The 24,630-nt window shown below is 66.9% G+C and carries 26 protein-coding genes and 1 pseudogene; 9 read left to right on the top strand and 18 right to left on the bottom strand.

Annotated features, from left to right (window positions below):
- Positions 1-17: 17 nt before the first annotated feature.
- The 9 genes from KHC27_RS08580 to ccoN all read right to left on the bottom strand — a co-directional run bounded on the left by KHC27_RS08580 (position 18) and on the right by ccoN (position 9,049).
- Complete coding sequence (locus tag KHC27_RS08580; protein WP_213337778.1) at positions 18-1,136, bottom strand: MFS transporter; 1,119 nt, start codon at positions 1,134-1,136, stop codon at positions 18-20.
- Entirely contained in the window at positions 1,133-1,288 is a 156-nt protein-coding gene (gene ccoS / locus KHC27_RS08575) for a cbb3-type cytochrome oxidase assembly protein CcoS (protein ID WP_213337775.1), read from the bottom strand. Before ccoS ends, KHC27_RS08580 begins: the two co-directional genes overlap by 4 nt.
- A complete protein-coding gene (locus KHC27_RS08570; RefSeq protein ID WP_213337767.1) occupies positions 1,285-3,507 on the bottom strand; it encodes a heavy metal translocating P-type ATPase in 2,223 nt (740 codons plus the stop codon). The genes ccoS and KHC27_RS08570 overlap by 4 nt, the downstream gene beginning before the upstream one ends.
- 7 nt (positions 3,508-3,514) lie before the next feature.
- On the bottom strand, positions 3,515-3,997 hold the full coding sequence (locus KHC27_RS08565; RefSeq protein ID WP_213337765.1) for a FixH family protein: 483 nt from the start codon (positions 3,995-3,997) through the stop codon (positions 3,515-3,517).
- Positions 3,998-4,009: 12 nt separating this feature from the next.
- A complete protein-coding gene (gene ccoG, locus KHC27_RS08560) occupies positions 4,010-5,476 on the bottom strand; it encodes a cytochrome c oxidase accessory protein CcoG (RefSeq protein ID WP_213337763.1) in 1,467 nt (488 codons plus the stop codon).
- Positions 5,477-5,602: 126 nt separating this feature from the next.
- On the bottom strand, positions 5,603-6,481 hold the full coding sequence (gene ccoP / locus KHC27_RS08555) for a cytochrome-c oxidase, cbb3-type subunit III (RefSeq protein WP_213337761.1): 879 nt from the start codon (positions 6,479-6,481) through the stop codon (positions 5,603-5,605).
- Positions 6,482-6,495: 14 nt separating this feature from the next.
- Positions 6,496-6,651 (bottom strand): cbb3-type cytochrome c oxidase subunit 3, encoded by a 156-nt coding sequence (locus tag KHC27_RS08550; RefSeq protein ID WP_213337753.1) that lies wholly within the window; start codon positions 6,649-6,651, stop codon positions 6,496-6,498.
- A 10-nt stretch (positions 6,652-6,661) separates the two neighbouring features.
- Positions 6,662-7,414, bottom strand: coding sequence for a cytochrome-c oxidase, cbb3-type subunit II (ccoO, locus tag KHC27_RS08545; RefSeq protein ID WP_213337751.1), 753 nt, complete (start codon positions 7,412-7,414; stop codon positions 6,662-6,664).
- 12 nt (positions 7,415-7,426) lie between these two features.
- The gene (gene ccoN, locus KHC27_RS08540; protein ID WP_213337967.1) at positions 7,427-9,049 is read right to left on the bottom strand and encodes a cytochrome-c oxidase, cbb3-type subunit I; all 1,623 of its coding nucleotides are present in this window, start codon (positions 9,047-9,049) and stop codon (positions 7,427-7,429) included.
- A 315-nt stretch (positions 9,050-9,364) separates the two neighbouring features.
- On the opposite strand from ccoN, the gene KHC27_RS08535 reads away from it, so the two are divergent.
- Positions 9,365-10,360 (top strand): zinc-dependent alcohol dehydrogenase family protein, encoded by a 996-nt coding sequence (locus tag KHC27_RS08535; protein ID WP_213337749.1) that lies wholly within the window; start codon positions 9,365-9,367, stop codon positions 10,358-10,360.
- 45 nt (positions 10,361-10,405) lie between these two features.
- Here the strand turns inward: KHC27_RS08535 and KHC27_RS08530 are convergent, their stop codons facing one another.
- The 5 genes from KHC27_RS08530 to KHC27_RS08505 form a co-directional block, all read right to left on the bottom strand.
- A complete protein-coding gene (locus tag KHC27_RS08530) occupies positions 10,406-11,098 on the bottom strand; it encodes a CBS domain-containing protein (RefSeq protein ID WP_213337746.1) in 693 nt (230 codons plus the stop codon).
- A 181-nt stretch (positions 11,099-11,279) separates the two neighbouring features.
- Positions 11,280-12,164, bottom strand: coding sequence for an SMP-30/gluconolactonase/LRE family protein (locus tag KHC27_RS08525; RefSeq protein ID WP_213337739.1), 885 nt, complete (start codon positions 12,162-12,164; stop codon positions 11,280-11,282).
- Between the two features lie 85 nt (positions 12,165-12,249).
- Entirely contained in the window at positions 12,250-13,281 is a 1,032-nt protein-coding gene (locus KHC27_RS21865; protein WP_281417012.1) for an ABC transporter permease, read from the bottom strand.
- Between the two features lie 20 nt (positions 13,282-13,301).
- Positions 13,302-13,748, bottom strand: a complete 447-nt coding sequence (locus tag KHC27_RS08510) for a (2Fe-2S)-binding protein (RefSeq protein WP_343210870.1) — start codon at positions 13,746-13,748, stop codon at positions 13,302-13,304.
- A gap of 264 nt (positions 13,749-14,012) precedes the next feature.
- Positions 14,013-14,411 (bottom strand): cyclophilin-like fold protein, encoded by a 399-nt coding sequence (locus tag KHC27_RS08505; protein WP_246519774.1) that lies wholly within the window; start codon positions 14,409-14,411, stop codon positions 14,013-14,015.
- Here KHC27_RS08505 and KHC27_RS21615 point away from each other — a divergent pair.
- The 8 genes from KHC27_RS21615 (at position 14,362) to KHC27_RS22000 (ending at position 21,009) form a co-directional block, all read left to right on the top strand.
- The gene (locus KHC27_RS21615) at positions 14,362-14,547 is read left to right on the top strand and encodes a hypothetical protein (RefSeq protein ID WP_246519781.1); all 186 of its coding nucleotides are present in this window, start codon (positions 14,362-14,364) and stop codon (positions 14,545-14,547) included. The two genes, KHC27_RS08505 and KHC27_RS21615, sit on opposite strands and share 50 nt — an antisense overlap.
- 194 nt (positions 14,548-14,741) lie before the next feature.
- Positions 14,742-15,635: a LysR family transcriptional regulator gene (locus KHC27_RS08500; protein WP_213337730.1), complete on the top strand. Its 894-nt coding sequence runs from the start codon at positions 14,742-14,744 to the stop codon at positions 15,633-15,635.
- A gap of 395 nt (positions 15,636-16,030) precedes the next feature.
- Positions 16,031-16,921, top strand: a complete 891-nt coding sequence (locus KHC27_RS08495) for an alpha/beta hydrolase (RefSeq protein WP_213337728.1) — start codon at positions 16,031-16,033, stop codon at positions 16,919-16,921.
- 80 nt (positions 16,922-17,001) lie between these two features.
- Positions 17,002-17,607, top strand: coding sequence for a flavodoxin family protein (locus tag KHC27_RS08490; protein ID WP_343210869.1), 606 nt, complete (start codon positions 17,002-17,004; stop codon positions 17,605-17,607).
- A gap of 501 nt (positions 17,608-18,108) precedes the next feature.
- The gene (locus KHC27_RS08485; RefSeq protein ID WP_213337726.1) at positions 18,109-19,404 is read left to right on the top strand and encodes a tyrosine-type recombinase/integrase; all 1,296 of its coding nucleotides are present in this window, start codon (positions 18,109-18,111) and stop codon (positions 19,402-19,404) included.
- A gap of 222 nt (positions 19,405-19,626) precedes the next feature.
- Positions 19,627-20,082 (top strand): DUF4172 domain-containing protein, encoded by a 456-nt coding sequence (locus KHC27_RS22010; protein ID WP_343210868.1) that lies wholly within the window; start codon positions 19,627-19,629, stop codon positions 20,080-20,082.
- Between the two features lie 15 nt (positions 20,083-20,097).
- A complete protein-coding gene (locus tag KHC27_RS22005) occupies positions 20,098-20,547 on the top strand; it encodes a Fic family protein (RefSeq protein WP_343210873.1) in 450 nt (149 codons plus the stop codon).
- A gap of 6 nt (positions 20,548-20,553) precedes the next feature.
- Positions 20,554-21,009: a hypothetical protein gene (locus KHC27_RS22000; protein WP_343210867.1), complete on the top strand. Its 456-nt coding sequence runs from the start codon at positions 20,554-20,556 to the stop codon at positions 21,007-21,009.
- A gap of 206 nt (positions 21,010-21,215) precedes the next feature.
- Here KHC27_RS22000 and KHC27_RS08475 read toward each other — a convergent pair.
- From KHC27_RS08475 to KHC27_RS08460, 4 genes and pseudogenes are all read right to left on the bottom strand, one after another.
- Positions 21,216-22,015, bottom strand: a protein-coding gene (locus KHC27_RS08475) for an IS5 family transposase (protein ID WP_246519767.1) whose coding sequence is annotated in 2 segments (ribosomal slippage) — positions 21,216-21,653 and positions 21,656-22,015 — 798 coding nt in all. Because the reading frame shifts where the segments join, the coding sequence is not laid out codon by codon here.
- Positions 22,016-22,054: 39 nt separating this feature from the next.
- On the bottom strand, positions 22,055-22,684 hold the full coding sequence (locus tag KHC27_RS08470; RefSeq protein ID WP_213337724.1) for a GIY-YIG nuclease family protein: 630 nt from the start codon (positions 22,682-22,684) through the stop codon (positions 22,055-22,057).
- Between the two features lie 71 nt (positions 22,685-22,755).
- Positions 22,756-23,484 (bottom strand): IS21-like element helper ATPase IstB, encoded by a 729-nt coding sequence (gene istB, locus KHC27_RS08465; RefSeq protein WP_213337722.1) that lies wholly within the window; start codon positions 23,482-23,484, stop codon positions 22,756-22,758.
- Positions 23,381-24,434, bottom strand: a pseudogene (locus KHC27_RS08460) (Mu transposase domain-containing protein); the annotation flags it as partial. The gene istB and the pseudogene KHC27_RS08460, both read right to left, overlap by 104 nt.
- Positions 24,435-24,630: the final 196 nt, after the last annotated feature.

The raw sequence follows: 24,630 nt of genomic DNA, 5'->3' as shown, positions 1-24,630 counted from the left end.
TCCAGCATCCCGCCTGCTCACATCAGGCTGAACGCCGCCCCCGCGACCGCCCCGGCCAGCACCAACCCGTCATGGGCGGCAAGGCGAAGCCCGTCCAGCCGGCCGGCTTCGTGCAGCCAGCCGGTCACGGCGGCGGTGGTGACGGCCCAACCGGCACCCGTCAGCAGAAGGGCGGCCGTGAGAAGGGCCGGCTCACCGGCCAGCCGCCCGGCGATGGCGGCGGCAAGGGTCACGGCAAGACCGATGCCGGCCAGCAGCCGCACCCCCAGCCACGCGGCGAGGCGCCCGGCAAACAGGGCCGGCCCATACATCGCCACGACGTGCCAGGCGACGATGCCGCTGATTCCCGCGACCGCAACGCCGCAGCCGGCAAGGCCGATCGGCACGCTGACCATGCTGGAGGCCATGGCCGCCCAGGCCACGGCACCGGTGAGGCTCGGCAGCAGCAGGCGCCGCAGCGGCAGCAGGGCGGCGGCGGGCGTCGCCTCCTCCGGCAGCGCAGGCCGGGCCTCGCGCAGGCCGACGGCGAAAACGAGCGCGCCGAGCTGCGCCGCGGCGGCCAGCAGCGTGGTGCCGAGCAGGGTATAGGGCAGCGAGAGCCGCTCGGCGACGGTGACGAGATAGGGGCTGCCCAGCCCCGCGAGCGCCCCGGCCCCGAGCACCCGCCCCACCGCGCCGGCGGCGCGCCCCGGCGCCGCGCCGAAGGCGGCAGCGTGGCGGTAGAACATGCCGAATCCCTGCGCCGCCCCGAGCCAGACCGCCCCCACCATGAGCAGCGGAAAAGCCCGTCCCAGCAGGGCGTGCGCCACCGCCAGCCCCCCGGCGACGCCGAGACCGGCGCCGATGGCGAGCGCGGCCCTGCGTCCGAACGTGTCGACCAGCAGCAGCGCCGGCAGCGTCGCGCAGGCCGCGCCGAGCAGGAAGGCCGCGGTCGGCCAGCCCGCCATCTCCGGCCGCGGCGCGGTCATCGCCCCGGCCAATGGCAGCGCCCCCAGCGTGAGTGCCTGCGCCAGGGTCACCAGGGCGAAGCCGAGCGACAGCGTCAGCACCGACGTCGGCCGTGCCCGCCCCGCCACATCCTCCGGGCAGGCGCAGGCGAGATGACCCGCACGGAGAACCGATGAGCCGAGGGTCATGGCTGCCGCCGCAGATCGTCGTCGCTCAGCACGCGGATCGCGGCGCCCTCCATGTCGTCATACTGGCCGGTGCGCAGCGACCACAGGAAAGCCAGCAGGCCGGCGAGACCGAGCCCCAGCGCCATCGGCAGCAGGTAGATCAGCACGTTCATGGCGTTTCCCTTTCCGGCATCCGCGCGCGCAGCGCATTCAGCGTGACGAGGGCGGAGGAACCCGACATGGCGAGCGCCGCCACCAGCGGCGTGACCAGCCCGGCAATGGCGAGCGGAACCGCGAACAGATTGTAGATCACCGCGATCCACAAATTCTGCCGCATCAGCGCACGGGCGCGACGGGCGATGGCCATGGCCTCCGCCACCGGCGCCAGCCTCTCGCCGAGAAAGACCACGTCGGCCTGTGCCTTGGTGACGTCGGCGGCGCTGATCGGCGACATGGAGACATGGGCGCGGGCGAGCGCGGGCGCGTCGTTGAGCCCATCGCCCACCATCAGCACCCGGCTGCCCCGTTCGGCCCGCGCGTCGAGTTCGCCGATCTTGCCGGCCGGGCGCAGGTCCGCGCTCCAGTCGGCAATTCCCAGCTCCCTTGCCACCGGCTCCACCGCCGCGGCGCGATCGCCGGAGAGGATGCCGAGCGTCTCGCCCATAGCCCGCAGCCGGGACACCGTGGCGCGCGCGTCCGGCCGGAGCTGCTGGCGCACCGCCAGCAGGGCGGTGCGGGCGCCCCAGCGCACCGCCATCACCGAACCGTCGAGAACATCCGCCGGAGGCTCCACGCCACAGAAGGCCGGACTGCCGAGGCGCACCGTCTCGCCGTCCAGCTCGCCTTCAAGCCCGGCGCCGGGAACCTCCCGGACCTGCGCCAGCGGCGATCCGCTGCCCGCCGCTGCCACCGCGCGGGCCAGCGGATGACGGCTCGAGAGCGCCAGCCGCGCCGCGACGGCGAGCAGGTCGGCCGGCACCTCGCCGGCATTGGCCAGGCTGGGCTCCGGCAGGGTGAGCGTGCCGGTCTTGTCGAACAGGACGCCATCGACCTCGGCAAGCCGCTCCAGCGCGTCACCGGTGTTCAGCAGCACGCCGCGCCGCATCAAGGCTCCGGCGGATACCACCTGCACCGCCGGCACCGCCAGCGCCAGCGCACAGGGGCAGGTGATGATGAGCACGGCGACCGCGATGAGCACCGCCTGGTGCAGAGAAGCGCCGGCCAGCATCCAGCCGGCGAAGGACAGCGCGGCCGTGGCGTGCACCACCGGGGCGTAGAGCCGCGCGGCGCGGTCCGCCAGCTTGACATAGGCGCCGCGGGCGGTGGACGCCCGCTCCAGCAGCCGTTCGATCTCCTCGAGAAACGTGCCCGTTCCCGCCGCCGTGGTGCGGATCTGGAGGGCGCCGTCGTGCAGAAGGCTGCCGGCATGCAGCTGGCCGCCCACCGTCGCGGCACGGGGCAGAGTCTCGCCGCTCACCAGGCTTTCGTCGACCGCACCGGCGCCCGCACACACCACGCCGTCCACCGGCACACGCTCCCCCGCGCTCACGAGCACGATATCACCCGGCCGCACCGCGCTGGCGGGCACGGCGACGACGCTTCCGTCCGGCTCGATGCGGCGGGCGAGGTCCGCTTTGAGCGAGGCGAGATTCGCCGCCTCGGCCCGGGTGCGGCGGCGCATGGCGTGATCGAGATAGCGCCCCGTCAGCAGGAAGAAGAGCAGCATGGTCGCCGAATCGAAATAAGCATGCTCGGCGTGGTGCAGGGTCTCGTACACCGAGACGCCAAGCGCCAGCAGCACACCCAGCGAGATCGGCACGTCCATGTTGAGGGCGCGGGCGCGCAGGGCGCGCAGCGCGCTCTGGAAAAACGGTTGCCCGCCATAGGCGCAGGCCGGAAGCGCGATGAGCGCCGACAGCCAATGGAACAGGTCACGGGTTTCCGGCGTGATATCGGTCACATTGCCGGACCACACCGAGACCGACAACAGCATGATGTTCATCGCCGCGAAGCCGGTGACGCCCAGGCAGCGCAGCAGATGGCGCGCCCGGGCGGCCTCGATGGCCTCGGCGCTGCTCGATTCGAAAGGGTGGGCCTTGTAGCCGATCCGCGCGAGAGCGGCGAACACCGCCTCCGGCTCCGCCGCCGGGGCTCCGGGCCAGCTCACCGCCAGCCGATGCGTGGTGTAGTTCAGCCGTGCCTCGCTCACCCCGGGGACGGCTTCCACCGCATCCTCGATCTCGGCGATGCAGGCGGCGCAATCGATGCCTTCCACGGCAAAGTCCATGGCGATGCCGCCGCCCTCCACCGGGCGCAGGAAGGAGGAGAAGTCCCGGACCGGCGGACCGGGCAGCGGAAGCGCGCCCGGAAGCGCGGCGGCGAGGCCGGCCATCACAGCCTCACTTCAACACGACGCGATTGACGGAGCGGAACAGGCGCTCGCCATCCCGCGTCAACTCGATGACGAGGTCCCACTGGCCGGGCCCCGCCTCCACCGTGCCGCTCCAGGCACCGGTGCCGGTCGGGGTGGTGGCGATCACCGCGTCGAGCCGGCGGTTCGAGGGATGGTGCAGCACGGCCGACAGTTCGAGCCCCGCCAGCGGCTGGCCCTCGGCAGAGAGGGCCTTCAGCCGGAACGCGCCCCGATCGACATGCGCATCGACCTCCCAGTGGCGGGCGGCCTGCGCCGCGGCGGCAATCTCATCGTTCTTGAAGTCGAGACCCGCCTTATAGGAGCTGTCGGTCTCTACCCCGCCGAAACTGTCGAGCGCGGCCCGCACCAGGAAGAAATTGGCGGTGAAGACCACGCCGAAGAAGGCGAGGAAGATGGCAAGGACCGTGCGTCCGGTGATCGGTCGTCCGGCAACGGCGGATGCGGCCATGGCGGTTGCTCCTCAGGGGCCCTTGAAATGGTCACGCGCGGAAGCCGAAGCGCCCGTGGCGAGGTCGGAGATGGTGAAGTCGACATCCAGCGAAGCGGCGGCGGGCAGCCGTGTGTGGGTGGAAACCAGCAGCCGGACCTCGGTGGTCTGGTCGGGACCGACGGTCACAACCGGCAGGCCGCCCTCCTTGGGCTCGCCCATCACCTCGACCCGCGCTTCGGGCACACCCGCCACCGCGATGGAGAAGCGACGCTCGACCAGTTCCTTGTTCACCAGCCGCACCGTGTAGGCGTTGCGGATGGAGCCATCGGACAGCAGCACGAAAAACGGGTTGCGGTCGTGGATGATCGCCACGTTCTCACTGGAACGGGTGGCGAGCGTTCCCACCATGATGCCGCCGATCACCACGATCAGCGCGGCGTAGAGCAGCGTGCGCGGCCGCAGCACGCGGTACTGCTCGGGCTTTCCCTCCTGCCGGGCGCGCACATTCATTTCGGTGTCGTAGGCGATGAGCCCGGCCGGCCGCGACAGCTTGGTCATGATCGCGTCGCAGGCATCGATGCACAGGCCGCACTGGATGCAGCCGAGCTGGGCACCCTCGCGGATGTCGACCCCGGTGGGGCAGGCGGCGACGCACTGCTTGCAGTCGACGCAATCTCCGCCCGGCAGGCCAGCGAGCTTCAGCGCCTCGGTCTTCTTGAAGGAGCCGCGGGGTTCGCCCCGATCGTAGCGATAGGTGACGTTGAAGGCGTATTCGTCGGTGAGCGCAGCCTGGATGCGCGGCCACGGGCACATATAGGTGCAGACCTGCTCGCGCATATGGCCGGCGAGCACATAGGTGGTGAAGGTGAGGATGCCGATCCACGCATAGGCCACCAGTGGCCCCTGGCCCTTGAGCAACTGCATGGTCAGCGTCGGCGCATCGGCGAAATAGAGCACCCAGGCGCCGCCGGTCCACCATGCCACCATCAGCCACAGCACATGCTTGGCCGCCGCTTCGAACGCACGCTGGCCGCGCGAGGCGTGCTTGAGCTTCTCGCGCCGCTCGCGCGGGTCGCCTTCCACCAGCCGCTCGATCGCCTGAAAAAGATCGGTCCACACCGTCTGCGGGCAGAGATAGCCGCACCAGATGCGGCCGGCCACCGCGTTCATGAAGAACAGCACCAGCGCCGCCAGGATCAGCAGCCCGGTGATGTAGTAAATCTCCTGCGGCCAGATCTCGATGAAGAAGAAGTAGAAGCGCCGGTTGGGGAAATCGATCAGCACCGCCTGCGAGGGAGCGCCGGGGCCGCGATCCCAACGGACGAAGGGCAGCAGGTAATAGATGCCCAGCGTCACGATCAGGATCGTCCATTTGATCCTGCGGAAGCGGCCGTGCACCGCGATGGGGTAGATTTTCCGCCGCGCCGCGTAGAGCGGGGCGTCGTCCTCGGTCGCGGTCGCCGCTTCGGGGGCGGCCGCCTCAAGGCTGGCACTCATTTCAGATCTCCCGGCATGCGGGCCGACAACACCACGCACGGAACGACCCCGCATTGATCTCGGACAATGCGGGGTCGGGGCGGCTGTCGGGTCGGGGAGCGGAGCGCCCCGTTCGGAGGCCGGAGCTTACTTCCCGCCACCCAGCGTATGGACGTAGACGGTAAGCGCCTTGATGGTGCCCTCGTCCAGCCGCCCGCCCCAGGCCGGCATGATGCCGCCGCGGCCATGGGTGATGTCGGCAACGATATCGGCCCGGCTGGAACCGTAGAGCCAGATACCGTCGGTCAGGTTTGGCGCGCCGAGTTCCTGGTTACCCTTGCCCTCCGGGCCGTGGCAGGCGGCGCAATTGGCCTCGAACACCTCCTTGCCCTTGGCGATCTGGGCGTCGGGCGCCGGCGGCAGGCCGGACAGCGAGCGCACATAGTCCGCCGCCGCGAGGATGTCCGGCCGCTGCAGGATGCCGTCGGTGCCGAAGGCGGGCATGTTGCCCTGGTGGCCGGCGTCATCGGTCGATCGCGCGCCATGGGTGATGGTCGCGTGGATCTGCTCCAGCGAGCCGCCCCACAGCCAGTCGTCGTCGTTCAGGTTGGGGTAGCCCTTCGCGCCACCCGCACCGGCGCCGTGGCAGGGCGCGCAGTTGTCGCCGAAGGCGGCGCGGCCCTGCGCCCGGGCGAAGGCGAGGAGCTCGGGATTCTGCTCGATCTGATCGAGTGAGGCCGCCTCCAGCTTCTCCGCGAACACCGCGCGCTGCGCCCGCAGGCCCGCGAGCTGGACCTGCACGGCATCGCGCGAGCGCCAGCCGAGCACGCCCGACGTGTAGGAGCTCACCATCGGCCAGGCCGGGTAGACCACCCAGTAGGCCACCGCCCAGGCGATGCAGGCATAGAAGGTCCACAGCCACCAGCGCGGCAGCGGATTGTTGAGTTCCCGGATGCCGTCCCACTCGTGCCCGGTAGTGGACACGCCGCTGGCGGCATCGACCTCGTTGTGATGGGCTTCAGCCATGATGGGTCCCCGGCTCAATCGTCGCTGAGAGGCATGCGGGCGGCCGCGTCGAACTCGCCGCGACGCTTGGGCGAGAGCGCATAGGCGAGGACGCAGAGGAAGATGCCGACGAAATAGAGGAGCCCCCAGGTCTGGGCGAACTCCGCAAAGGCGCGATAGGTCTCGTTCATCTCATCCCCCTCAGCGCACATTCGCCTTGTCTTCGTAGAGCTTGAAGTCGACCATCGTGCCCAGCGCCTGCAGATAGGCGATCAGGGCGTCGGCTTCGGTGATGGTCGTGCGGTTGCCGTCGAAGTCGCGCGCCTGCGCCCCGGGATAGCGGGCCTGCAGCGCGGTGGCGTCGGCGTCCTGGGTGGCCTGGGTGCGCAGGTCGGCCTGCGCGTCGGCGATCATCTCCTCGCTGTAGGGCACGCCGAGCAGGGCGTTCACCTTCAGGTCTTCGGCGATGTGATCGGCGTCCAGCGGCGTCTCCGCCAGGAAGGGGTAGCCGGGCATGATCGAGCCCGGCACCACCGAGCGGGGATTGGCGAGGTGCTGGCGCTGCCACTCGTCGGAGTACTTGCCGCCGACTCGGGCGAGGTCGGGGCCGGTGCGCTTGGAGCCCCACTGGAACGGCCGGTCATACATGCTCTCGGCCGCGAGCGAATAGTGGCCGTAGCGCTCCACCTCGTCGCGCAGCGGCCGCACCATCTGGCTATGGCAGTTGTAGCAGCCCTCGCGGACATAGATGTTGCGGCCGGCCAGTTCGAGCGGCGTCCAGGGACGCACGCCGGACACCTTCTCGATCGTGCTCTTGAGGTAGAAGAGCGGCACGATCTCGACGAGACCCCCGATGGCGATGACGATCAGGATGCCGAAGACCAGCCAGATCGAGTTTTTCTCGAAGAAGGCGTGCTTGGCCCAGAGCGACTGCTTGTGGGTGACGGTTGCCATGGTCGGGCCTCCTCACTCTGCCGGAACGAGGGAAGGAGTGGCGGCCGAGGCGGCCTCCGGCTCACGGATGGTCATGTAGATGTTGAAAGCCATCAGCAGGGCGCCGACCAGGAAGAGCACGCCGCCCAGCGCACGGATGACATAGAAGGGGTGCATCGCCTCGACCGTCTCGATGAAGGAGTATTCGAGAAAGCCGAGCGAGGTGTAGGCCCGCCACATCAGCCCCTGCAGGATGCCCGCCACCCACATCGCCGAGATGTAGAAGACGATGCCGATGGTCGAAATCCAGAAGTGCCAGTTGACCAGCTTGAGCGAATACAGCTCGCGCTTGTTCCACAGCCACGGCACCAGGCAGTAGATGGCGCCGAACGAGATGTAGGCGACCCAGCCGAGCGCGCCGGAGTGGACGTGGCCGATGGTCCAGTCGGTGTAGTGGCTCAGCGAGTTCACCGACTTCACCGACATCAGCGGACCCTCGAAGGTCGACATGCCGTAGAAGGCGACCGACACCACCATCAGGCGCAGCACCGGGTCGGTGCGCAGCTTGTCCCAGGCGCCCGAGAGGGTCATCAGGCCGTTGATCATGCCGCCCCAGGAGGGCATCCACAGCATGATCGAGAAGGTCATGCCCAGCGTCTGTGCCCAGTCCGGCAGCGCGGTGTAGTGCAGGTGGTGGGGACCGGCCCAGATGTAGAGGAAGATCAGCGCCCAGAAATGGATGATCGAGAGCCGGTAGCTGTAGACCGGGCGGTCGGCCCGCTTCGGGATGAAGTAGTACATGATGGCGAGGAAGCCGGCGGTGAGGAAGAAGCCCACCGCGTTGTGGCCGTACCACCACTGCACCATCGCGTCCTGAACGCCGGACCAGACGATGTAGGATTTGGGCGAGAACACCGAGACCGGCACCGTGGCGTTGTTGCCGAGGTGCAGCACCGCGATGGTCACGATGAAGGCGAGATAGAACCAGTTGGCGACATAGATGTGCGGCTCCTTGCGGCGCCAGATCGTGCCGATGAAGACGCAGAAATAGGTCACCCAGACGATGGTCAGCCACAGGTCGGCGTACCATTCCGGCTCGGCGTATTCCTTGCCCTGGGTGATGCCGAGCAGATAGCCGGTGCCGGCAATGACGATGAAGAAGTTGTAGCCGAGCACAACGAACCACGGCGCCAGATCGCCCACCAGCCGCGCGCGGCAGGTGCGCTGCACGACGTAGAAAGAGGTAGCGATCAGCACGTTGCCGCCGAAGGCGAAGATCACCGCCGAGGTGTGGAGCGGGCGCAGCCGGCCGAAGGCCGTCCACGGCAGGTCGAGGTTCAACACCGGAAAGGCAAGCTGGAAGGCGATAATCACGCCGACCAGAAAGCCGGCGATGCCCCAGACCATCGCCGCGATGGTCGCGAACTTGACCGGGCCGAAATTGTAGTTCGGCTTGCCGTCGATCTCGAGGGCCGGCCGGGCGGCCGGACGGTCGACATAGCGGTTGAGAATGGCGAAGACGCAGACGATGCTCGCCAGCGCCGAGAGATAGGCGTGGAAGGCATAAGCCTGGCTTTCGGCGCCCGAGGCCACCACCAGCGCCCCGAGCGCCAGCATGGCGAACAGGAAGGCGAGGCCGCCCTCCCCATAGGTCATGCTCTTCTGGGGACCACCCGCCGGTCCCTTGGCTGCGGGGTCGGGTTGACCCAGGCTCAGCTCTGTCTGCATTCCGCTCTCCAGGAGCAAGCGCGCGCCGCGGCGCTGTGTGTCCTGGAAAACCCCTAGGGAACCTTGCCTCTCGCCTCATTGATTGAAATCAAGCGAAACTGCGGCGTGGCGACCGGGTACCGAACATCGGGCGATGGCGAGGCCCGCTCATCGGGATAGCGCGGGAAAACCACGCTTGCGCCACATCAAGCGACGGCGCCGCGGCGCGCGCATTCTGTGCCGCACATGGTGCGGAGAGACGCTATGGACGCTATGGTGCTGCATGCTCTGGGCACGCCGCTGCGGGCGGAAACCCGCCCGGACCCGGTGCCCGGGCCCGGTGAAATCCGCCTGAAGGTGGAGGCCTGCGCGGTCTGCCGAACCGACCTGCACGTGGTCGACGGCGACCTGCCCGACCCAATGCTGCCCATCATCCCCGGGCACGAGATCGTGGGCCGCATCGAGGCCCTTGGGCCCGGCGTTACCGGACTCAGACCCGGCCAGCGCGTCGGCGTGCCATGGCTCGGGCATAGCTGCGGCCAGTGCCCGTACTGCGCCGAAGAGCGCGAGAATCTCTGCGATTCCCCGGTCTTCACCGGTTTCACGCGCGATGGCGGCTTTGCCACCCACACCGTGGCGGATGCCCGCTTTGCATTTCCCATGGCGGAACAGGCCGATGCGGTGGCGCTGGCGCCGCTGCTCTGCGCCGGGCTGATCGGCTGGCGGTGCCTCTCCATGGCCGGGGAAGGGCGGACGATCGGCCTCTACGGATTTGGTGCCGCCGCGCACATCATCGCGCAGGTGTGCCGCTGGCAGGGACGCCGCGTCTTCGCCTTCACCCGCCCCGGCGACACGGCCACGCAGGATTTCGCCCGCAGCCTCGGCGCGACATGGGCGGGCGGCTCCGACGAGCCGACGCCGGAGACGCTCGACGCGGCGCTGATCTTCGCCCCGGTGGGCGCGCTCGTTCCTGCGGCACTGCGGGCGGTGCGCAAGGGCGGACGGGTGGTGTGCGGCGGCATCCACATGAGCGACATTCCCGCCTTCCCCTACCGCATCCTGTGGGGTGAACGTCAGGTGCTCTCGGTCGCCAATCTCACCCGCCGCGACGGCGCCGAGTTCCTCGCCCTCGCCCCGCAGATCGGCCTGAAGATGGAAACGACGCGCTATCCGCTGGCGCGGGCCAACGAGGCGCTGGCGGATCTGCGCGCCGGACGGCTGCAGGGCGCCGCGGTCCTCGTGCCGGGAATGACCGGCTGACGGCAGGTAGCGCCCGACCCTCCGGGTTCGGGCGCCAGGGCGCCATCAGATCTCGGCGAAGGCGCGAAACTGGAGACGGTCCTCCACCCGGCGGACGCCCGGCACGTTGCCAGCCAGCAGAACGAGGGCGTCGCGCTCATCCGCCGAGCGGATGAGGCCGAGCAGTTGCACCACGCCATCCTGCACCGCGGTGACCACCGTCAGCGGGCTGGCCCAGGCCTCGCGCTGCAGCGCGGCGTCGAGGTCGATCTGGATATCCGCGTCGGAACGCGCGGCTTCCGGCCCCTTCCGTCCCGTCTTGGCCGCCACGAAGGCGCGAACGAGATCGGCCCGGCTGATGATTCCCACCAGCTTGCCCCCGTCCAGAACGGGAACCCGCTTGATGCCGCGCCGATCGAGCAGGTCCGCGACGTCGGCGAGGCTGGAATCGGGATGCACGCTCAGCACCCGCCGGGACATCACGTCCTTCGCCAGCCGGCCATGGGACTTGACGTAGTCCTGCGCCAGTGTCTCGCCGCTGGTGAACAGCTCGAGCCACCAGGAACGGCGGCGCTCGGTGCGGGTCTCGGCGCGGTGCAGCAGGTCGCCCTCGCTGACGATACCGACGACGTGACCGGCCGGATCGACGACGGGGGCCGCGCTGATGCGATGGCGCACCAGCTTCTCCGCGACCGCGACCAGCGTGTCGTCCGGCGTCACGGTTATGACGGGATAGCTCATGATCTCGTGGACGCGCATGGTTTCCTCCCACCGGCAAGCGCCTGAACGCAACATCAGGCTAGGGAGGAGACGAGGCAGGCTCCTTGATCGGCATCAATTCTACCGTTTATCTAACGAAGGGTCAGCTCCCACCACGAAGATCAGATATTCCGCTTGGTCACCCTCAAGTAGAGCCACGGCTGCCCACGGCCCCGCCGATCTAGGGCAGATCGTCGTCGAACAGCGCCACTTCGGCCCCCGCGACGCCGGGATCGAGTTCCAGTATGGCGCCCGAGGGTGCCGGCGCCTCGGGACTGCGCCTGAGGCTGGAGACATAGAGCGTGCGCAGCCCCTCCCCGGCAAAACAGGGCATGGTCGGCGCCGGCACGGGCAGCGGAATGCGCGCCAGCAGGCGGCCATCGGCGGCATAGCGGTTCAGGCAGCCGGCGGAGACGCCGCTGCTCCAGTAATGGCCTTCGGCATCGCAGGCCCCGCCATCCGGCCGGCCCTCTTCGTTGGACGGCGTGGCGATCCGGGTGCGGTGGGCGATGTCGCCGGTCGCGGGATCGAAATCCCAGCGATCGATCCACGGCCCTGCCGAATCGCTGTGGAACATCTGCCGGCCGTCCGGGGACCAGGCGAGGCCGTTGGAAACCTTCAGTCCCTCGATCATCCGCCGCACGGTGCCGTGGCGGTCGACGCGGAACAGCGCCGCGATCGGCTCGCGCTTGGCACTTTCGACGTCGTGGATGGTGCCGACCCAGAAGGCCCCATCCGGGCCGACCTTGCCGTCATTGAGGCGCAGCCGCGGGAAATCCGCCTCCACCGTGGCGAGCAGCACCCGCGTCCCTGTCGCAGGGTCGAACAGCACCACATCACCGCCGACCGCCACCACCAGCCGGCCGCTGCGGGCGAGGCCGAAGCTGCCCACCGGGCGGTCGAAGCGCCACTGCCGGTGCTCGCCGCTGGCCGGGCTGAAGGCGTGGATGGTACCGGCCGGAATATCGGCAAAGAGCAACCTCCGGTTCGCCGCGTCCCATACCGGGGACTCCGCCAGCGTGCAGCCGGCGTCGAAGGCGACGCGAATCTCGGGATGGTGCGACATGGGCGCCTCCGCTACCGGGCTCCCGCCCGCCGGGTGCCCGCCCCGTTACATAGACCCATCCGGTGACAGCACGAAAGCGGATGTCCTAATGCAGGAAGCGGCGGAAGCGGCGCAGCGCGAGCACGAAGAGCACCGTCCCGATGCCCGCCAGCGCCGCGATCTGGGGCCACACCACCTCAAGGCCGGCGCCGCGAAACAGCACACCCTGCGCCAGCATCACGAAATGCGTGTTCGGCGCCGCCAGCATGAGGTTCTGAATGATCTCCGGCATGCTTTCGCGCGGCGTTGAGGTTCCCGACAGCACCTGCAGCGGCAGCAGCACCATCATGAGCAGCAGGCCGAACTGCGGCATGGTTCCCGCGACCGTGGCGAGATAGATGCCCATGCTGGTGGTGGCGAAGAGCTGCAGCGCCGCGCCCAGCAGGAACAGCGGCACCGAGCCCTCGATCGGCACCGCGAGCAGCCCCTGGACCACCACCACGACGGAAAAGGCGGACGCCGCCAGCACGACGAGACCCATCGACCACACCTTGCTCACCATGATCTCGGCCGGCGTCACCGGCATCACCACCAGATGCTCCAGCGTGCCGTGCTCGCGCTCGCGGATCGAGGCGGCGTGGATCACCCGGCCGGGCTGCGTCGAGAGCTGCGCCATCGGCACGCCGAGTTGCTTCGCGGCGGCCTGCAGCAGCATCTGGCGCGCGGCGGCGCCGAGCTTGCGCATCGTCTCGTAGCTCATACGCACCGACATGCTGCCGCCGGTGAAGCGGTAGCCCCCGATCAGCGTGTAGTCGGGGCCGGGCGGCGCGCCTTCCACCACGAACTGCGCGGGATCGACATCGAGCTCCTCGCCGACGATCTGCGCCATGGCGGTGAAGATGCCCTGCCCGCCCTCGATGAAGGCGCTGCGGAACAGCACCGTGCTGTCCGGGCGAATCTGGATATAGGCGTTGACCCGGGTGCCCGGCACGACGGCAGGGGCTTCCTGGGCAAAGGCGCGTCCGCCCGCCGGCAGGGCGACGCCCAGCACCAGCGCCCCCAGGGAGGCGCCGAGGAAGCGGCGCCGCGAAAGGTTGAGCGGCAGGGCATCCGGTTTGGCGGCGGGAATGGGGCTCATCTCGTTCATCGTGCCGCTCCTCAGGCCTGCGCCGCGTGCCGGACGGCGGCGGCGATGGCGTTATAGGTGCCGCAACGGCACAGATTGATCATGGCGGCGGCGATGTCCTCATCGCTCGGCTTCGGGGTCTGCTTGAGCAGCGCGGTCGCGGCCATCACCTGGCCGGACTGGCAATAGCCGCACTGCGCGACCTGCTGCGACACCCAGGCTTCAACGACCTTCTGCCCCACCGGATCCTGCGTCACCGCCTCGATGGTCATGATCTGGCCACCGGCGACCGCCTCGACCGGCGTCACGCAGGAGCGGGTCGGCTGGCCGTCCACCAGCACGGTGCAGGCGCCGCATTGGGCGAGTCCGCAGCCATATTTGGTGCCGGTCATGCCGAGTTCGTCACGCAGCACCCAGAGCAGCGGGGTGTCCGGCTCGATGTCGAGGCTGTGCGTCTGTCCGTTGATGGTGAGATCCACCGTCATTCTCCGTGTAAAAGGACGCGAGGCCGGGCGCGGCGGCACGACCTGCACGAGGTCGCCGTCCATCCGCGACCGGTCAGGGCGCGCGTTTGATCTGGTTCTGAATCTACGCGGTGGTCGTCCGAGGTATTAGAAGCAAGCCTCGCTTGCCGCGATGAGCCCAGCTCATGAATGGACGGCCAGCCGCTACCGTCGGTCGTCGTGCGGTCTACGGATCAGCCGGTTGTGTTCGCACTGCACGCGCCGATTCATCAGCCGGTGTCAGCGCCGCGCCGTCGCGGATAAAGGGAACCGGCCGCGGGTCAGTAAGGGCGTCACGCCGCCCTCAAGACGCCCGAGCCGGATCAGCCCAGGCGAATAGCGGTAGCTCGCGTAATAGAAGACGAGATTGCCCCAGGGCGCGTAATAGGCGAGGTCGCCGGGCGCCTCATCGGCAAAAGAGCCGCTGCCCGCCTCGGTGAGCTTGCGCGGGAGATAGGTGATCTTCTCATTGGTCGAATAGTCGTCGATCACCAAATTCAGCGGCAGCATGGCCACGAGGTCGCGTGCCGAGGGGCTGTCGACCAGCGTCGCGGTGAAGGCCTGCCCGTTGAAGACGAAATCGACATGCATGAACGGCCTCTCCGCTGTTGCGCTTCGCGCCGGGCAGGGCACGACCATGGCCGGCGCGGCCACAGCCGATGCGACGAGCTGCACCGCTCGCCGGCGCGTCATCATCCTCGTCACGGCCTACCTCTCCATCGCGAGCGCGTCCCGGCAAAGCTGCACCTGCGGCTTGTTCCGGCGGTTAAACTAACGACACCTCCGGCGGCGAATTAGCAGCGCCGTTGCGCATGGAGATATGAGCATTCGTCATCAATCGCGTCGTCGCCGCCCGCTGTGGCTGGTAATGCGGTCGTGACCTCGGGATCGCCCCCAATGACCGCACGCAGCTTCCCACCTTGCGCATCTGAGATAGAATAGGTCTTCTTTCATGATGAAGGTTCATGGATGGCGCGCGAGAACATCAACGACCTGCTCGCCTTCATCGCCGTCGCGCGCGATCGTAGCTTCACCCGCGCCGCCGCGCGCATGGGCGTGTCGCAGTCGGCGCTGAGTCACACCATCCGCCAGCTCGAAGAGCGTCTCGGCGTACGCCTGCTCACCCGCACGACCCGGGCCGTCTCGCCCACCGAGGCTGGCGAGCGCCTATTGGACGGTATCGCCCCGCATTTCGACGAGATCGAAGCACACGTGGACGCCCTCAACGCGCTCCGCGACAAGCCCGCCGGCACCATCCGCATCTCCGCCTCTGACTATGCGATCAGCAGCGTCCTGTGGCCCAAACTGCAGAAATTTCTGCCGAAATTCCCTGACATCAAGGTCGAGCTGATTCTGGACAACGCGCTGACCGACATCGTCACCGAGCGCTATGATGCCGGCGTGCGCATGGGCGAGCACCTTGCGAAGGACATGATCTCCGCCCGCATCGGGCCGGATTTTCGTTTCACCGTGGTGGGTTCGCCCGGCTATTTCGCTGCGCATCCGCGGCCTTCGCACCCTGAGGAACTCGTCCAGCACCGTTGCATCAACTACCGGCTCCAGACGTCGGGCGGCCTTTGGGCATGGGAGTTCGAGAAGGACGGCCGGGAGTTGAAGATCCGCGTCGACGGCCAGTTGGCCTTCAGCAACATCTTCCATGTGTTGGACGCGGCCGTTGCCGGCAGCGGCCTCGGCTTTGTGCCCGAGGAGATCGCGCGGGATCACATCAGCGCCGGCCGCTTGATTCCCGCGTTGCAGGACTGGTGCGCCTATTGGGACGGCTTCTATCTCTATTACCCTAGCCGCCGGCAATCCTCGCCGGCCTTCGTCGCATTGGTGGAAGCCCTGCGCCATAGGGCCTAGCTCCCGACCCACCGAAGCCGCCGCTGTCCCCGCCGCCTCGTATTGCGTGATGAAACCGGCATTCATTGATAAACAATGCTCATAAAGGCGAACGAGGCCAAGGGGCTACTGGTTCCTGAATACGTTACCAAACTCCATCCAACGCATTCCGCAGCGATGGAGACCCACATGCCCATATCTTCGACCACCGTGCCTGGTGCAGCATCCCCCGCGCCCGACGGGCTGAATCGGCGCAGCATGCTCAAGGCCGCCGGCGCGGGTCTGGTCGCGGCCGGGCTGCCCGTCATGCTCGATCCTGATGCCGCCTTGGCCCAGGACATGTCGCGGGGGCGGCGAATTTCTACACCGGCGACAAGGTCACCCTCCAGAAGGTCACCTTCAAGAGCCAGTACCAGATGGACGTGGTCGGCAACCTGATCCAGCCGAAGAGGCCAGACCGAGACGTGCGCCGCCCCGCGATCATCGTTAGCCATCCCATGGGCGCGGTGAAGGAACAGAGTGCCACCCTCTACGCGACGAAGATGGCCGAGCAGGGTTTCGTCACCCTTGCCATCGATCTGACCTTCTGGGGCGAGAGCGCCGGCGCGCCGCGCAACATGGTTTCGCCCGATCATTACACCGAAGCTTTCAGCGCCGCAGCCGACTATCTGGGCACAAGCCCCCTCGTCGACCGCGACCGCATGGGTGTCCTGGGCATCTGCGGCTCCGGCAGCTTTGCCATCAGCGCGGCCAAGATCGACCCGCGCCTTCGCGCCGTAGCCGCCGTCTCGATGTACGACATGGGGGCGGCGAACCGTAACGCGCTCAACCACTCCCTCACGCTCGAGCAGCGCAAGGCGATCATCGCGGCGGCGGCCGAGCAGCGTTACCTGGAGTTCCAGGGCGGCGAGATTGCGGTGGCTGGCGGCACTGACCTTGTGCTCACCGCCGACACTCACCCCATCCAGCGCGAATTCTATGACTTCTACCGCACCCCGCGTGGCGAGGTCACGCCGGCCGGGGCCTCGCCGCAGCGCACGACGAAACCGACCGTGACCAGCAATGTGAAGTTCATGAACTTCTATCCCTTCAACGACATCGAGACGATCTCTCCACGCCCTATGCTGTTCATCAGCGGTGACCAGGCGCATTCGCGCGAATTCAGCGAGGACGCCTACAAGCGGGCGGCTGAGCCGAAGGAGCTCGTCTCGGTCGCCGGAGCGGGCCACGTGGATCTCTACGACCGCGTGGACCTGATCCCCTTCGACAAGCTCACCCGCTTTTTCAATCAGAACCTCGCGGCCTGACGGGGACAGCGCTCCCGCCGCCAATGGCCCGCGGGCGCGCCGCTGTCATGCTTACCCGAGGCTTCGCCAAGGCTATCTCCATGAATATCGCAATTGTTTTCGACAGTGGTTATGGCCACACGGCCAAACTGGCCCACCACGTCGCCGAGGGCGGCGCCCGTGTTCCGGGGGCCGAAGCGACGCTGTTCCCGGCCGCCGAGCGCTCGATCGAATGGGAGGCGCTGGCCGCGAGCGACGCCATCATCTTCGGTTCACCGACCTATAATGGCCTGATCTCGGCACGCCTGAAACAGTTCATGGAAGAATCCACCCGCACGGCCTGGGTAACGCAGAGCTGGCGCAACAAGATCGCGGCCGGTTTCACCAATTCCGGTGCCCTCCACGGCGACAAGCTGAATGCGCTCGTCTCACTGGCCCTCTTCGCTGCCCAGCACGGCATGATCTGGGTGGGGCTCGACCTTGTTTCCGGGCAAGACGCCGGAAGATCTTATTCGCCTCGGCAGCTGGCTGGGTGCGATGGCCCAGTCGGACGACGGGCCCGCGGAGACCACGCCCATCGACAGCGACTTGCGCACCGCCGCCTATCTCGGCCAGCGCGTCGCCGAGACGACCGCTCGACTTTCGATCGAAAAGCGCTGCGTGATGTGAGCCCCTTTTCTCCTCCGGGTCAGGAGAGCGTCCCATGAGGATCAGGGGCTCACGTCACCCTTCGTGCCGAGGCTCGGGCGCTTCATCGCACCGATCGCGAATTTGCCAAGGCGCGCCGCGAGGCCGGCGGCGCTGCCGCCGCTTGGAAAGCGGCCGAACACACGCCATGGCATCCGGGAATTTTCTTCCGGGAGCATAGATTCTGCTCAGAAAGTCGCGTCCGAGGGCAAATCCAAGCAGAAAACGCCCCGAAGGGCGTTCGCTAAGTATCTTATTTTATTGGAAAATTTGGAGCGGGCGATGGGATTCGAACCCACGACCCCAACCTTGGCAAGGTGCCCCAGGCGCTTGCGCCACACTGCGAGGAATTGCGCTGGAATCGTATAAACTACCGTAATTACATTATATTTTTCCTCATTTCCGTCGCCGAACCTCCCCGATGGCGCGCCTGAATGCGCCCTGAAAAGCTGACTTTCTGCTTACTCCGGCGGGCCACCCGTGATAAAGTAAGCAAAGTTCCGCTAACACGCTGATATATCATGGCAAAGCTCACGAAGCAGACGGTCGATGCTCTGAAACCTTCGAAGGTTGGGGTCAAAGGTTCGTATTTGATCGAGTGGGATCAGGAGCTCAGGGGCTTCGGCGTCAAGGTCGTCGCCTCGGGCTTGAAGACCTTCGTCGTCCAATATCGCAACGCCCAAGGCCGCAGCCGTCGCATCATGATCGGTCGCTACGGCGTCATGACCTTGGAAGAGGCGCGGCGCGAGGCGAAGACCGTCCTCGGCCGGATCGCCAGGGGCGTCGACCCTCTCGAGGAAAAGCAAGCGGCGGCCAGTGACGCCATCACCGTTGCTGAGGTGTGCGACTGGTATCTGGCCGAGGCGGAGGCCGGCCGGATCCTCGGTAAGAGACGCCGGCCCATCAAAGCGTCAACGCTTGCCATGGATCGCAGCCGCATCGACGTGCATATCCGGCCGCTCCTCGGGAAGCGCGCGGTCAGCGCGCTCAAGCTCGGCGATATCGAGGGGGCACAGGCCGACATCGCGGCGGGCAAGACGTCCAAGCCTCGCGCCGGCAGTCGCGGCGGTGCCGCGACGGGCGGCGAGGGCGTCGCTGCGCGGACCATGTCGACTCTGCACGCGATCTTCGAGCACGGTGTCCGGCTGGGAAAGATCGAGAGCAACCCGGCGCGCGGCGTGCGTCGCCTCGCCAGCACGCCGCGCGACCGCCGGCTGAGTCGTGCCGAGATCGAGAAGCTCGGCCAGGCGATGCGGGCCGCGGAGCAGGAGGGGGAGCACCCGACCGGCCTCGCGGTGATCCGCTTCTTTCTGATGACGGGGCTGCGCCGCATGGAGGGGCTCGCTTTGGAGCGTGCCTGGCTCCATGACGAGGATGGCTCGATCCGATTTCCCGACACGAAGAGCGGCGCGCAGACGCGGGTGATCGGCCGCGCCGCCGTCGACTTGCTGCTGGCTCAGCCACAGGCCGGATCGCGCTTCTTCTTCCCGGCCGACTGGGGTGAAGGGCATTTCGTCGGGATCGTGCGCGTGCTCGATCGCCTCTGCTCAATGGCGCGCCTGGAGGACGTCACCCCACATACCCTGCGCCACACCTTTGCGAGCGTCGCCGGCGACCTCGGCTTTTCCGAATTGACGATCGCGGCGCTCCTTGGCCATGCAGCGCGCGGTGTGACGCAGCGCTATATCCATATCGACGAGGCGTTGCGGCTCGCGGCCGATCGCGTCGCGGACGAGATGGCCGACATCCTCGACGGCAAGGCGGCGGCCGCGCGTCCTTCTCGGCGTGGGACGCGACAGTTGCAGAACGTCCGGTGAGCAGACCAGGGAGCGCCGCAGGCGGAATGGTGAAGCGGTGCGATTAAACAGGTCCTGTCGGCCAGCGAGTTTCAGGGGGTTGCGGAGCGCGGTTGGCGCCAACCCGCCGGGTTTGCATGCCTGACGCGGAGATTGCTGACCTCATTCTCCGCATAAATTGCGGATATTGCCTCTTGCGCTTGCGGAGATTGCCCCTCACATTCTCCGCATCGAGCGCGGAAAATGATAAATTACATTCATGAGCTGCCAGACTGGCCCCGGTTTCGCTGGGATCACGCGGTGCTGACCGCGCCGCTGGCCGCGGTGCGTCATCACCAGGGACGGTTAGTCGGCCGCATGGAAGGACTCGGCTTCGAGCTCCGTGGCGAAGCCGTCCTGCGATCCCTGACCGAAGAGGTCCTCAAATCCAGCGACATCGAGGGCGAGCGGCTCGACCGCGCGCAAGTGCGCTCCTCGATTGCGCGGCGCCTCGGCATGGATATCGGGGCGCTTGCCCCGGTGGATCGCCATGTCGAAGGGGTCGTGGAGATGATGCTGGACGCGACCCAGAACTACCGCCTCCCACTTAACGAGGAGCGGCTGTTTGGCTGGCATGCCGCGCTGTTTCCCACCGGGCGCGGCGGCTTGGTGAAGATCACCGTCGGCGCGTGGCGCCCCGGGGAGGCTGGTCCCATGTAGGTCGTTTCCGGACCGATCGGGCGCGAGCATGTCCATTTCGAAGCGCCGAGGGCGGAACGCCTTACGGCCGAGATGCAGGCCTTCCTCGCGTGGTTCAACGCACCCTGCAGCATCGACCCTGTCCTCGTCGCGGCCATAGCCCATCTATGGTTCGTCACCATCCACCCCTTCGAGGACGGGAACAGACGCATCGCCCGCGCCATCGCCGACATGGCGCTGGCGCGCTCGGAGGGCTCGCCGCAGCGGTTCTACAGCATGTCCGCGCAGATCCGTATCGAACGGAAGACCTATTACGACACCCTGGAGCGGACGCAGAAGGGCGACCTTGACATCACTGCGTGGCTGTCCTGGTTCCTAGAATGCCTGGACCGCGCCTTTCAAGGGGCAGAGGCGGCCTTGGCAACGGTTCTGCGCAAGGCGAGGTTCTGGGAGGCTCATGCCAGGAGCGCCCTTAATCCGAGGTAGCACCTCGTGGTGAACCGCCTGCTTGACGGCTTCGAAGGCAAGCTGACCTCGTCCAAATATGCCACGCTCGCCAAGTGCTCGCAGGACACTGCCGCGCGCGACATCGAAGACCTGTGCGGCAAAGGCGTTCTGGTACGGGATCCGGCCGGCGGGCGGAGCACTAGCTACAGCCTCATCGCTAGCGCCGCCGACGCCGTGGAGGCGGTGGCGCGCTGGCTGCTGGCACATGCCGACAAGGCGGCTCGGGACGGGCTGGGCTGGCCCAGTCCGGAGGAGGAGCGGGCTCGGATGGAGCGCATTCAATCTATCGGCCGTGAGCTGCAAACGCTTGCTCGCGAGCCCGACGCGATGCCGAGCCATGCCGAATTTGAACAAAGGCTACGTACGCTGCACGATCTGGGGCTTTTCCTGGACGATCGGTTGGTTGGCGCAGTCGCGCGGGCCATCCACCAAGGTCTTTAGTCACGGCATTCCATGGTGCCGTACAGCTTTTCATTATTTTGCATAATAATCATATTTTAATCCCGCGCTAAATATTTTCATCTCACGAACATGAGTGAAAACATCTGAAACACGGTCTCAATGTCGGTTCGAAACCACTCGGTAGCGTTGAACGAGCGGCCATCTGGCCCTGTGACCTTTAGAGCGCGGTTGAGAAGGGGCTTAGTTCACTGCCATCGGCGCAGCAGGGTGGCTGAAGCGGCGATGGTGATGAGGGTTTCGGCGACTGCGGTGATCTGCTCGTAGTCGCGGACGAGGCGGCGGTTCTTGAAGATCCAGGCGAAGGTGCGCTCCACCACCCATCGACGCGGCAGGACCTCGAAACCTTTGGCCTTGGCGCCGCGGCGGATGATATCGAGGGTGATGTGGGTCTTGTCCGCCGCCCATGTCACAAGCCGCCCAGCATAGCCGCCATCGGCGAAGACGCGGGCGACGAACGGGTAGCGCCGGCGCGAGGCCTTCAGCGGCAGCTTGCCGCCGTCGCGGTCCTGGATATCGGCGGCGTGAACACGCACGCAGAGCAAGCGCCCATCGGTGTCGGTCAGGATGTGCCGTTTGCGGCCGGTGATTTTCTTGCCGGCATCGTAGCCCTTGGCACCCCCTTTTGATCAGCGGTGCGGACCGACTGGCTGTCGAGGATCGCCGCCGAGGGCGACGCTGATCTGCCGCACCGCTCGCGGTCGGCCATGACGAGCGTGTGGTGGACGCGCTCCCAGACGCCCTCGCGCTGCCAGCGGCGCAGATAATAATAGACCGTCTGCCACGGCGGCAGGTCATGAGGCAGAAGCCGCCACCCCATGCCGGCCCGCAGGAAATAGAGGATGGCGTTCACCAGTTCACGCGACGTGGCCTTCCTGGGGCGCCCGCCCGCCTGCGCGTCGGGGATCAGCCGCGCGATCAGATCCCATTGTCCGTCAGTCAGGTCAGTGTCGTAGCGGCGCCGTGCGGGTGGCTTCTTCCGGGGCATGGAGTGTCGGCTTGGCTCGTTGATCCGACGCCCTATGAATCACGCAAAACCCGTCTTGGGAATCCTTCTCAAACACCCTCTTAGCGCGGCGTGGAACGGCCGAAGCGACGCATGGATCATGCGCTCAGCCTCCTTGGCCGAGTATCCAACGAGCTCGTAGGTCTCAATGATTTCAACCGGCGCGAACAGAAATGCCGCCTGCGTCTCTGCCCGGGCCACCCGGTCCTCGACGGTTCCGGCCGTCGTTCCTACCTTCAGGAGACCACGGACCTCCGGACGGTTTGAACGAGAGCGAAGCACATAAACGAAGCCGGTATGTGCTCCTTGGAACAGTGGTCCTGCCCCTGAAAATCCGATCCGGCGGGCGTCCTTATCCTCATAGAGACGCCGCACCAGAGAGGACATCAACAGGTTCGATTCGGTCTCGTTGTCGAAAATCACGCGAAGGCGTGCGTCCGGTTTGCCGTTGCGCCGATGTTCGTCGCGCACATCGGCAACATGGACGAGCTGCCCTTTGAGAACGAAAAACTCTCCGAGCTCGACGCGCTCCTGATGGAAAGGTTGCGGCTTCCGGCTTCCTTCCTCGACAGCAAGGCGCACCGACTCAAAAGCGACGCGAAACCGGTCGAAATCCAGGCATGGCCGCCGATCGGCGACGTAGTCTGTCAAACGGCGTTGGAACGGGCCCCCCCATCGGCGTTCAAAAGGGCCCCCATTGCGTGCGGTGATGGGACGGTAGCTCAAAGGCGGTTCTTGAAGCGCCAGCTCTCGTTTCCGGTCTCGACGATATCGCAGTGGTGGGTCAGGCGGTCGAGGAGCGCGGTGGTCATTTTGGCGTCGCCGAAGACCGAGGGCCATTCACCGAAGGCCAGGTTCGTGGTGACGATCACCGAGGTCTGCTCGTAGAGCCGGCTGATCAGGTGGAACAGGAGCTGGCCGCCGGACTGGGCGAAGGGCAGATAGCCGAGTTCGTCGAGGACGATGAAGTCCATTCGAGTGAGATAGTCCGCCATGCGGCCCTGGCGGCCCGCTCGCCCTTCCGCCTCGAGCTTGTTGACGAGATCGACGACGTTGAAGAAGCGTCCCCGGGCACCGGCATGAATGCAGGCCCGGGCGATGGCGATCGCCAGATGCGTCTTGCCGGTTCCCGTGCCGCCGATCAGAACGGCATTGCGCTGATGGGCGATGAAGTTGCCGGAGGCGAGATCGCGCACCAGCGTCTCGTTGATCGGCGTGTCGTCGAACACGAAGCCGTCGACGTCGCGGGCGAGCAGCAGCTTGGCGATCGTGATCTGGTATTTGATCGAGCGCGCCTGCTTTTCGGAGATATCCGCCTGGAGAAGATCGCCGACGACACGGCTCGGCTCATGCTGACGCTTCACGGCCGTGGAGATGATCTCGTCGAAGGCCGCCTTCATGCCGTAGAGCTTCAGCTCGCCCATGGCGCCGAGGATCTCGGAGCGTTCCATCACAGTGCTCTCCTGAGGTTGTCGTAGCGTGCACAGTCCGCCGCCGGCTCGTGGCGAAGTCGCAGCGCGTCCGGGGTCATGATGGTCATCGTGCGTGCCGGCTCGCGGGCTCTGGCCAGGATGTTGAGGATGACGTCGGCGGAGTGGACGCCTTCGCCGAGCGCCTCCGAACACGCGGCCTCCACGGCAGGCAGGCCGTCGCTCAGCACCGCGGTGAGGATGTTGACCATCTGGCGCCCGCCATCGGGCGTGGTGCCGAGCTTGCGGCGCACGCGATCCAGGTGTGCGGGCAGGACCCAGTCCTTGAACGGCGCTCCGTTGCGAAGAGCGCCGGGCTTCCTCGCCAGGACCGGCACATAATGCCAGGGATCGTAGATCGTCTGGTCCCGCCCGAAGCAGCGCGGATGCTCGCCGACGATCCGTCCCTCCTGCCGGATCTCGATCCTATCGGCATAAGCGCGGATCTCTGCCGGGCGCCCGACGGCTCCGGCGGCGACAGAGTAGCGGTTGTTGTCGAAGCGCACGAGACAGGTCTTCGATACCGAGACGGGCGCCGCGTGGAAGCCGTCGAAGCGGCCGCGATAGGGAACCTGGCTCGGCCGCTCTCCCTCGAACACCTCCCAAACCGTCCTGTCGCGCAGGTCCGGATGGCGGTGCGCCTTGGCGAAGGCGATCGTCCTGTCGAGCAGCCAGGCGTTCAGCTCCTCGTAGCTCTTCACCCGCAGGCGTGGTGTGAAGAAGCGCTCGCGCACCAGCCCTACCTGGTTCTCGACCTGCCCCTTCTCCCAGCCCGACGCCGGCGTGCAGGCCACGGGATCGACGAGGTAGTGCCCGCACATCTGGAGGAAGCGCCTGTTGTAGGCGCGCTCACGGCCGACGAAGATCGTCTCCACGGCGGTTTTCATATTGTCGTAGATCCCGCGTGTGCAGGCGCCCTTGAAAAAGGCGTACTATAGCTGAACTGATGTGGGCGTGCTCAGGAGCCATCCTTGGCCATGCGAACGCACGCTCGACGGCTATCTACGCGCATGTGCAACATGATCCTTCGCGGCGCGCGGCTAATCGGATCTCGGGAAAGATTGCTGAAGCACTTGCAGATTCCGACGTTCATCCGGCCGGGTTTCCAATCGTCATCCGGCCAGCATT

Origin of the sequence: Ancylobacter lacus (assembly GCF_018390635.1) — a bacterium.
GTDB classification, from domain to species: Bacteria; Pseudomonadota; Alphaproteobacteria; order Rhizobiales; family Xanthobacteraceae; genus Ancylobacter; species Ancylobacter lacus.
Note: the sequence above shows the minus strand (reverse complement) of the source record. Positions and strands in the feature narration are given on the sequence as shown.

Excerpts from the sequence above, each read along its gene's own strand:
- KHC27_RS08580 (WP_213337778.1), bottom strand. The coding sequence starts at position 1,136 with ATGACCCTCGGCTCATCGGTTCTCCGTGCGGGTCATCTCGCCTGCGCC.
- ccoS (WP_213337775.1), bottom strand. The coding sequence starts at position 1,288 with ATGAACGTGCTGATCTACCTGCTGCCGATGGCGCTGGGGCTCGGTCTC.
- KHC27_RS08570 (WP_213337767.1), bottom strand. The coding sequence starts at position 3,507 with ATGGCCGGCCTCGCCGCCGCGCTTCCGGGCGCGCTTCCGCTGCCCGGT.
- KHC27_RS08565 (WP_213337765.1), bottom strand. The coding sequence starts at position 3,997 with ATGGCCGCATCCGCCGTTGCCGGACGACCGATCACCGGACGCACGGTC.
- ccoG (WP_213337763.1), bottom strand. The coding sequence starts at position 5,476 with ATGAGTGCCAGCCTTGAGGCGGCCGCCCCCGAAGCGGCGACCGCGACC.
- ccoP (WP_213337761.1), bottom strand. The coding sequence starts at position 6,481 with ATGGCTGAAGCCCATCACAACGAGGTCGATGCCGCCAGCGGCGTGTCC.
- KHC27_RS08550 (WP_213337753.1), bottom strand. The coding sequence starts at position 6,651 with ATGAACGAGACCTATCGCGCCTTTGCGGAGTTCGCCCAGACCTGGGGG.
- ccoO (WP_213337751.1), bottom strand. The coding sequence starts at position 7,414 with ATGGCAACCGTCACCCACAAGCAGTCGCTCTGGGCCAAGCACGCCTTC.
- ccoN (WP_213337967.1), bottom strand. The coding sequence starts at position 9,049 with ATGACCTATGGGGAGGGCGGCCTCGCCTTCCTGTTCGCCATGCTGGCG.
- KHC27_RS08535 (WP_213337749.1), top strand. The coding sequence starts at position 9,365 with ATGGACGCTATGGTGCTGCATGCTCTGGGCACGCCGCTGCGGGCGGAA.
- KHC27_RS08530 (WP_213337746.1), bottom strand. The coding sequence starts at position 11,098 with ATGCGCGTCCACGAGATCATGAGCTATCCCGTCATAACCGTGACGCCG.
- KHC27_RS08525 (WP_213337739.1), bottom strand. The coding sequence starts at position 12,164 with ATGTCGCACCATCCCGAGATTCGCGTCGCCTTCGACGCCGGCTGCACG.
- KHC27_RS21865 (WP_281417012.1), bottom strand. The coding sequence starts at position 13,281 with ATGAGCCCCATTCCCGCCGCCAAACCGGATGCCCTGCCGCTCAACCTT.
- KHC27_RS21615 (WP_246519781.1), top strand. The coding sequence starts at position 14,362 with ATGAACGGCCTCTCCGCTGTTGCGCTTCGCGCCGGGCAGGGCACGACC.
- KHC27_RS08505 (WP_246519774.1), bottom strand. The coding sequence starts at position 14,411 with ATGGTCGTGCCCTGCCCGGCGCGAAGCGCAACAGCGGAGAGGCCGTTC.
- KHC27_RS08500 (WP_213337730.1), top strand. The coding sequence starts at position 14,742 with ATGGCGCGCGAGAACATCAACGACCTGCTCGCCTTCATCGCCGTCGCG.
- KHC27_RS08495 (WP_213337728.1), top strand. The coding sequence starts at position 16,031 with ATGGACGTGGTCGGCAACCTGATCCAGCCGAAGAGGCCAGACCGAGAC.
- KHC27_RS08490 (WP_343210869.1), top strand. The coding sequence starts at position 17,002 with ATGAATATCGCAATTGTTTTCGACAGTGGTTATGGCCACACGGCCAAA.
- KHC27_RS08485 (WP_213337726.1), top strand. The coding sequence starts at position 18,109 with ATGGCAAAGCTCACGAAGCAGACGGTCGATGCTCTGAAACCTTCGAAG.
- KHC27_RS22010 (WP_343210868.1), top strand. The coding sequence starts at position 19,627 with ATGATAAATTACATTCATGAGCTGCCAGACTGGCCCCGGTTTCGCTGG.
- istB (WP_213337722.1), bottom strand. The coding sequence starts at position 23,484 with ATGGAACGCTCCGAGATCCTCGGCGCCATGGGCGAGCTGAAGCTCTAC.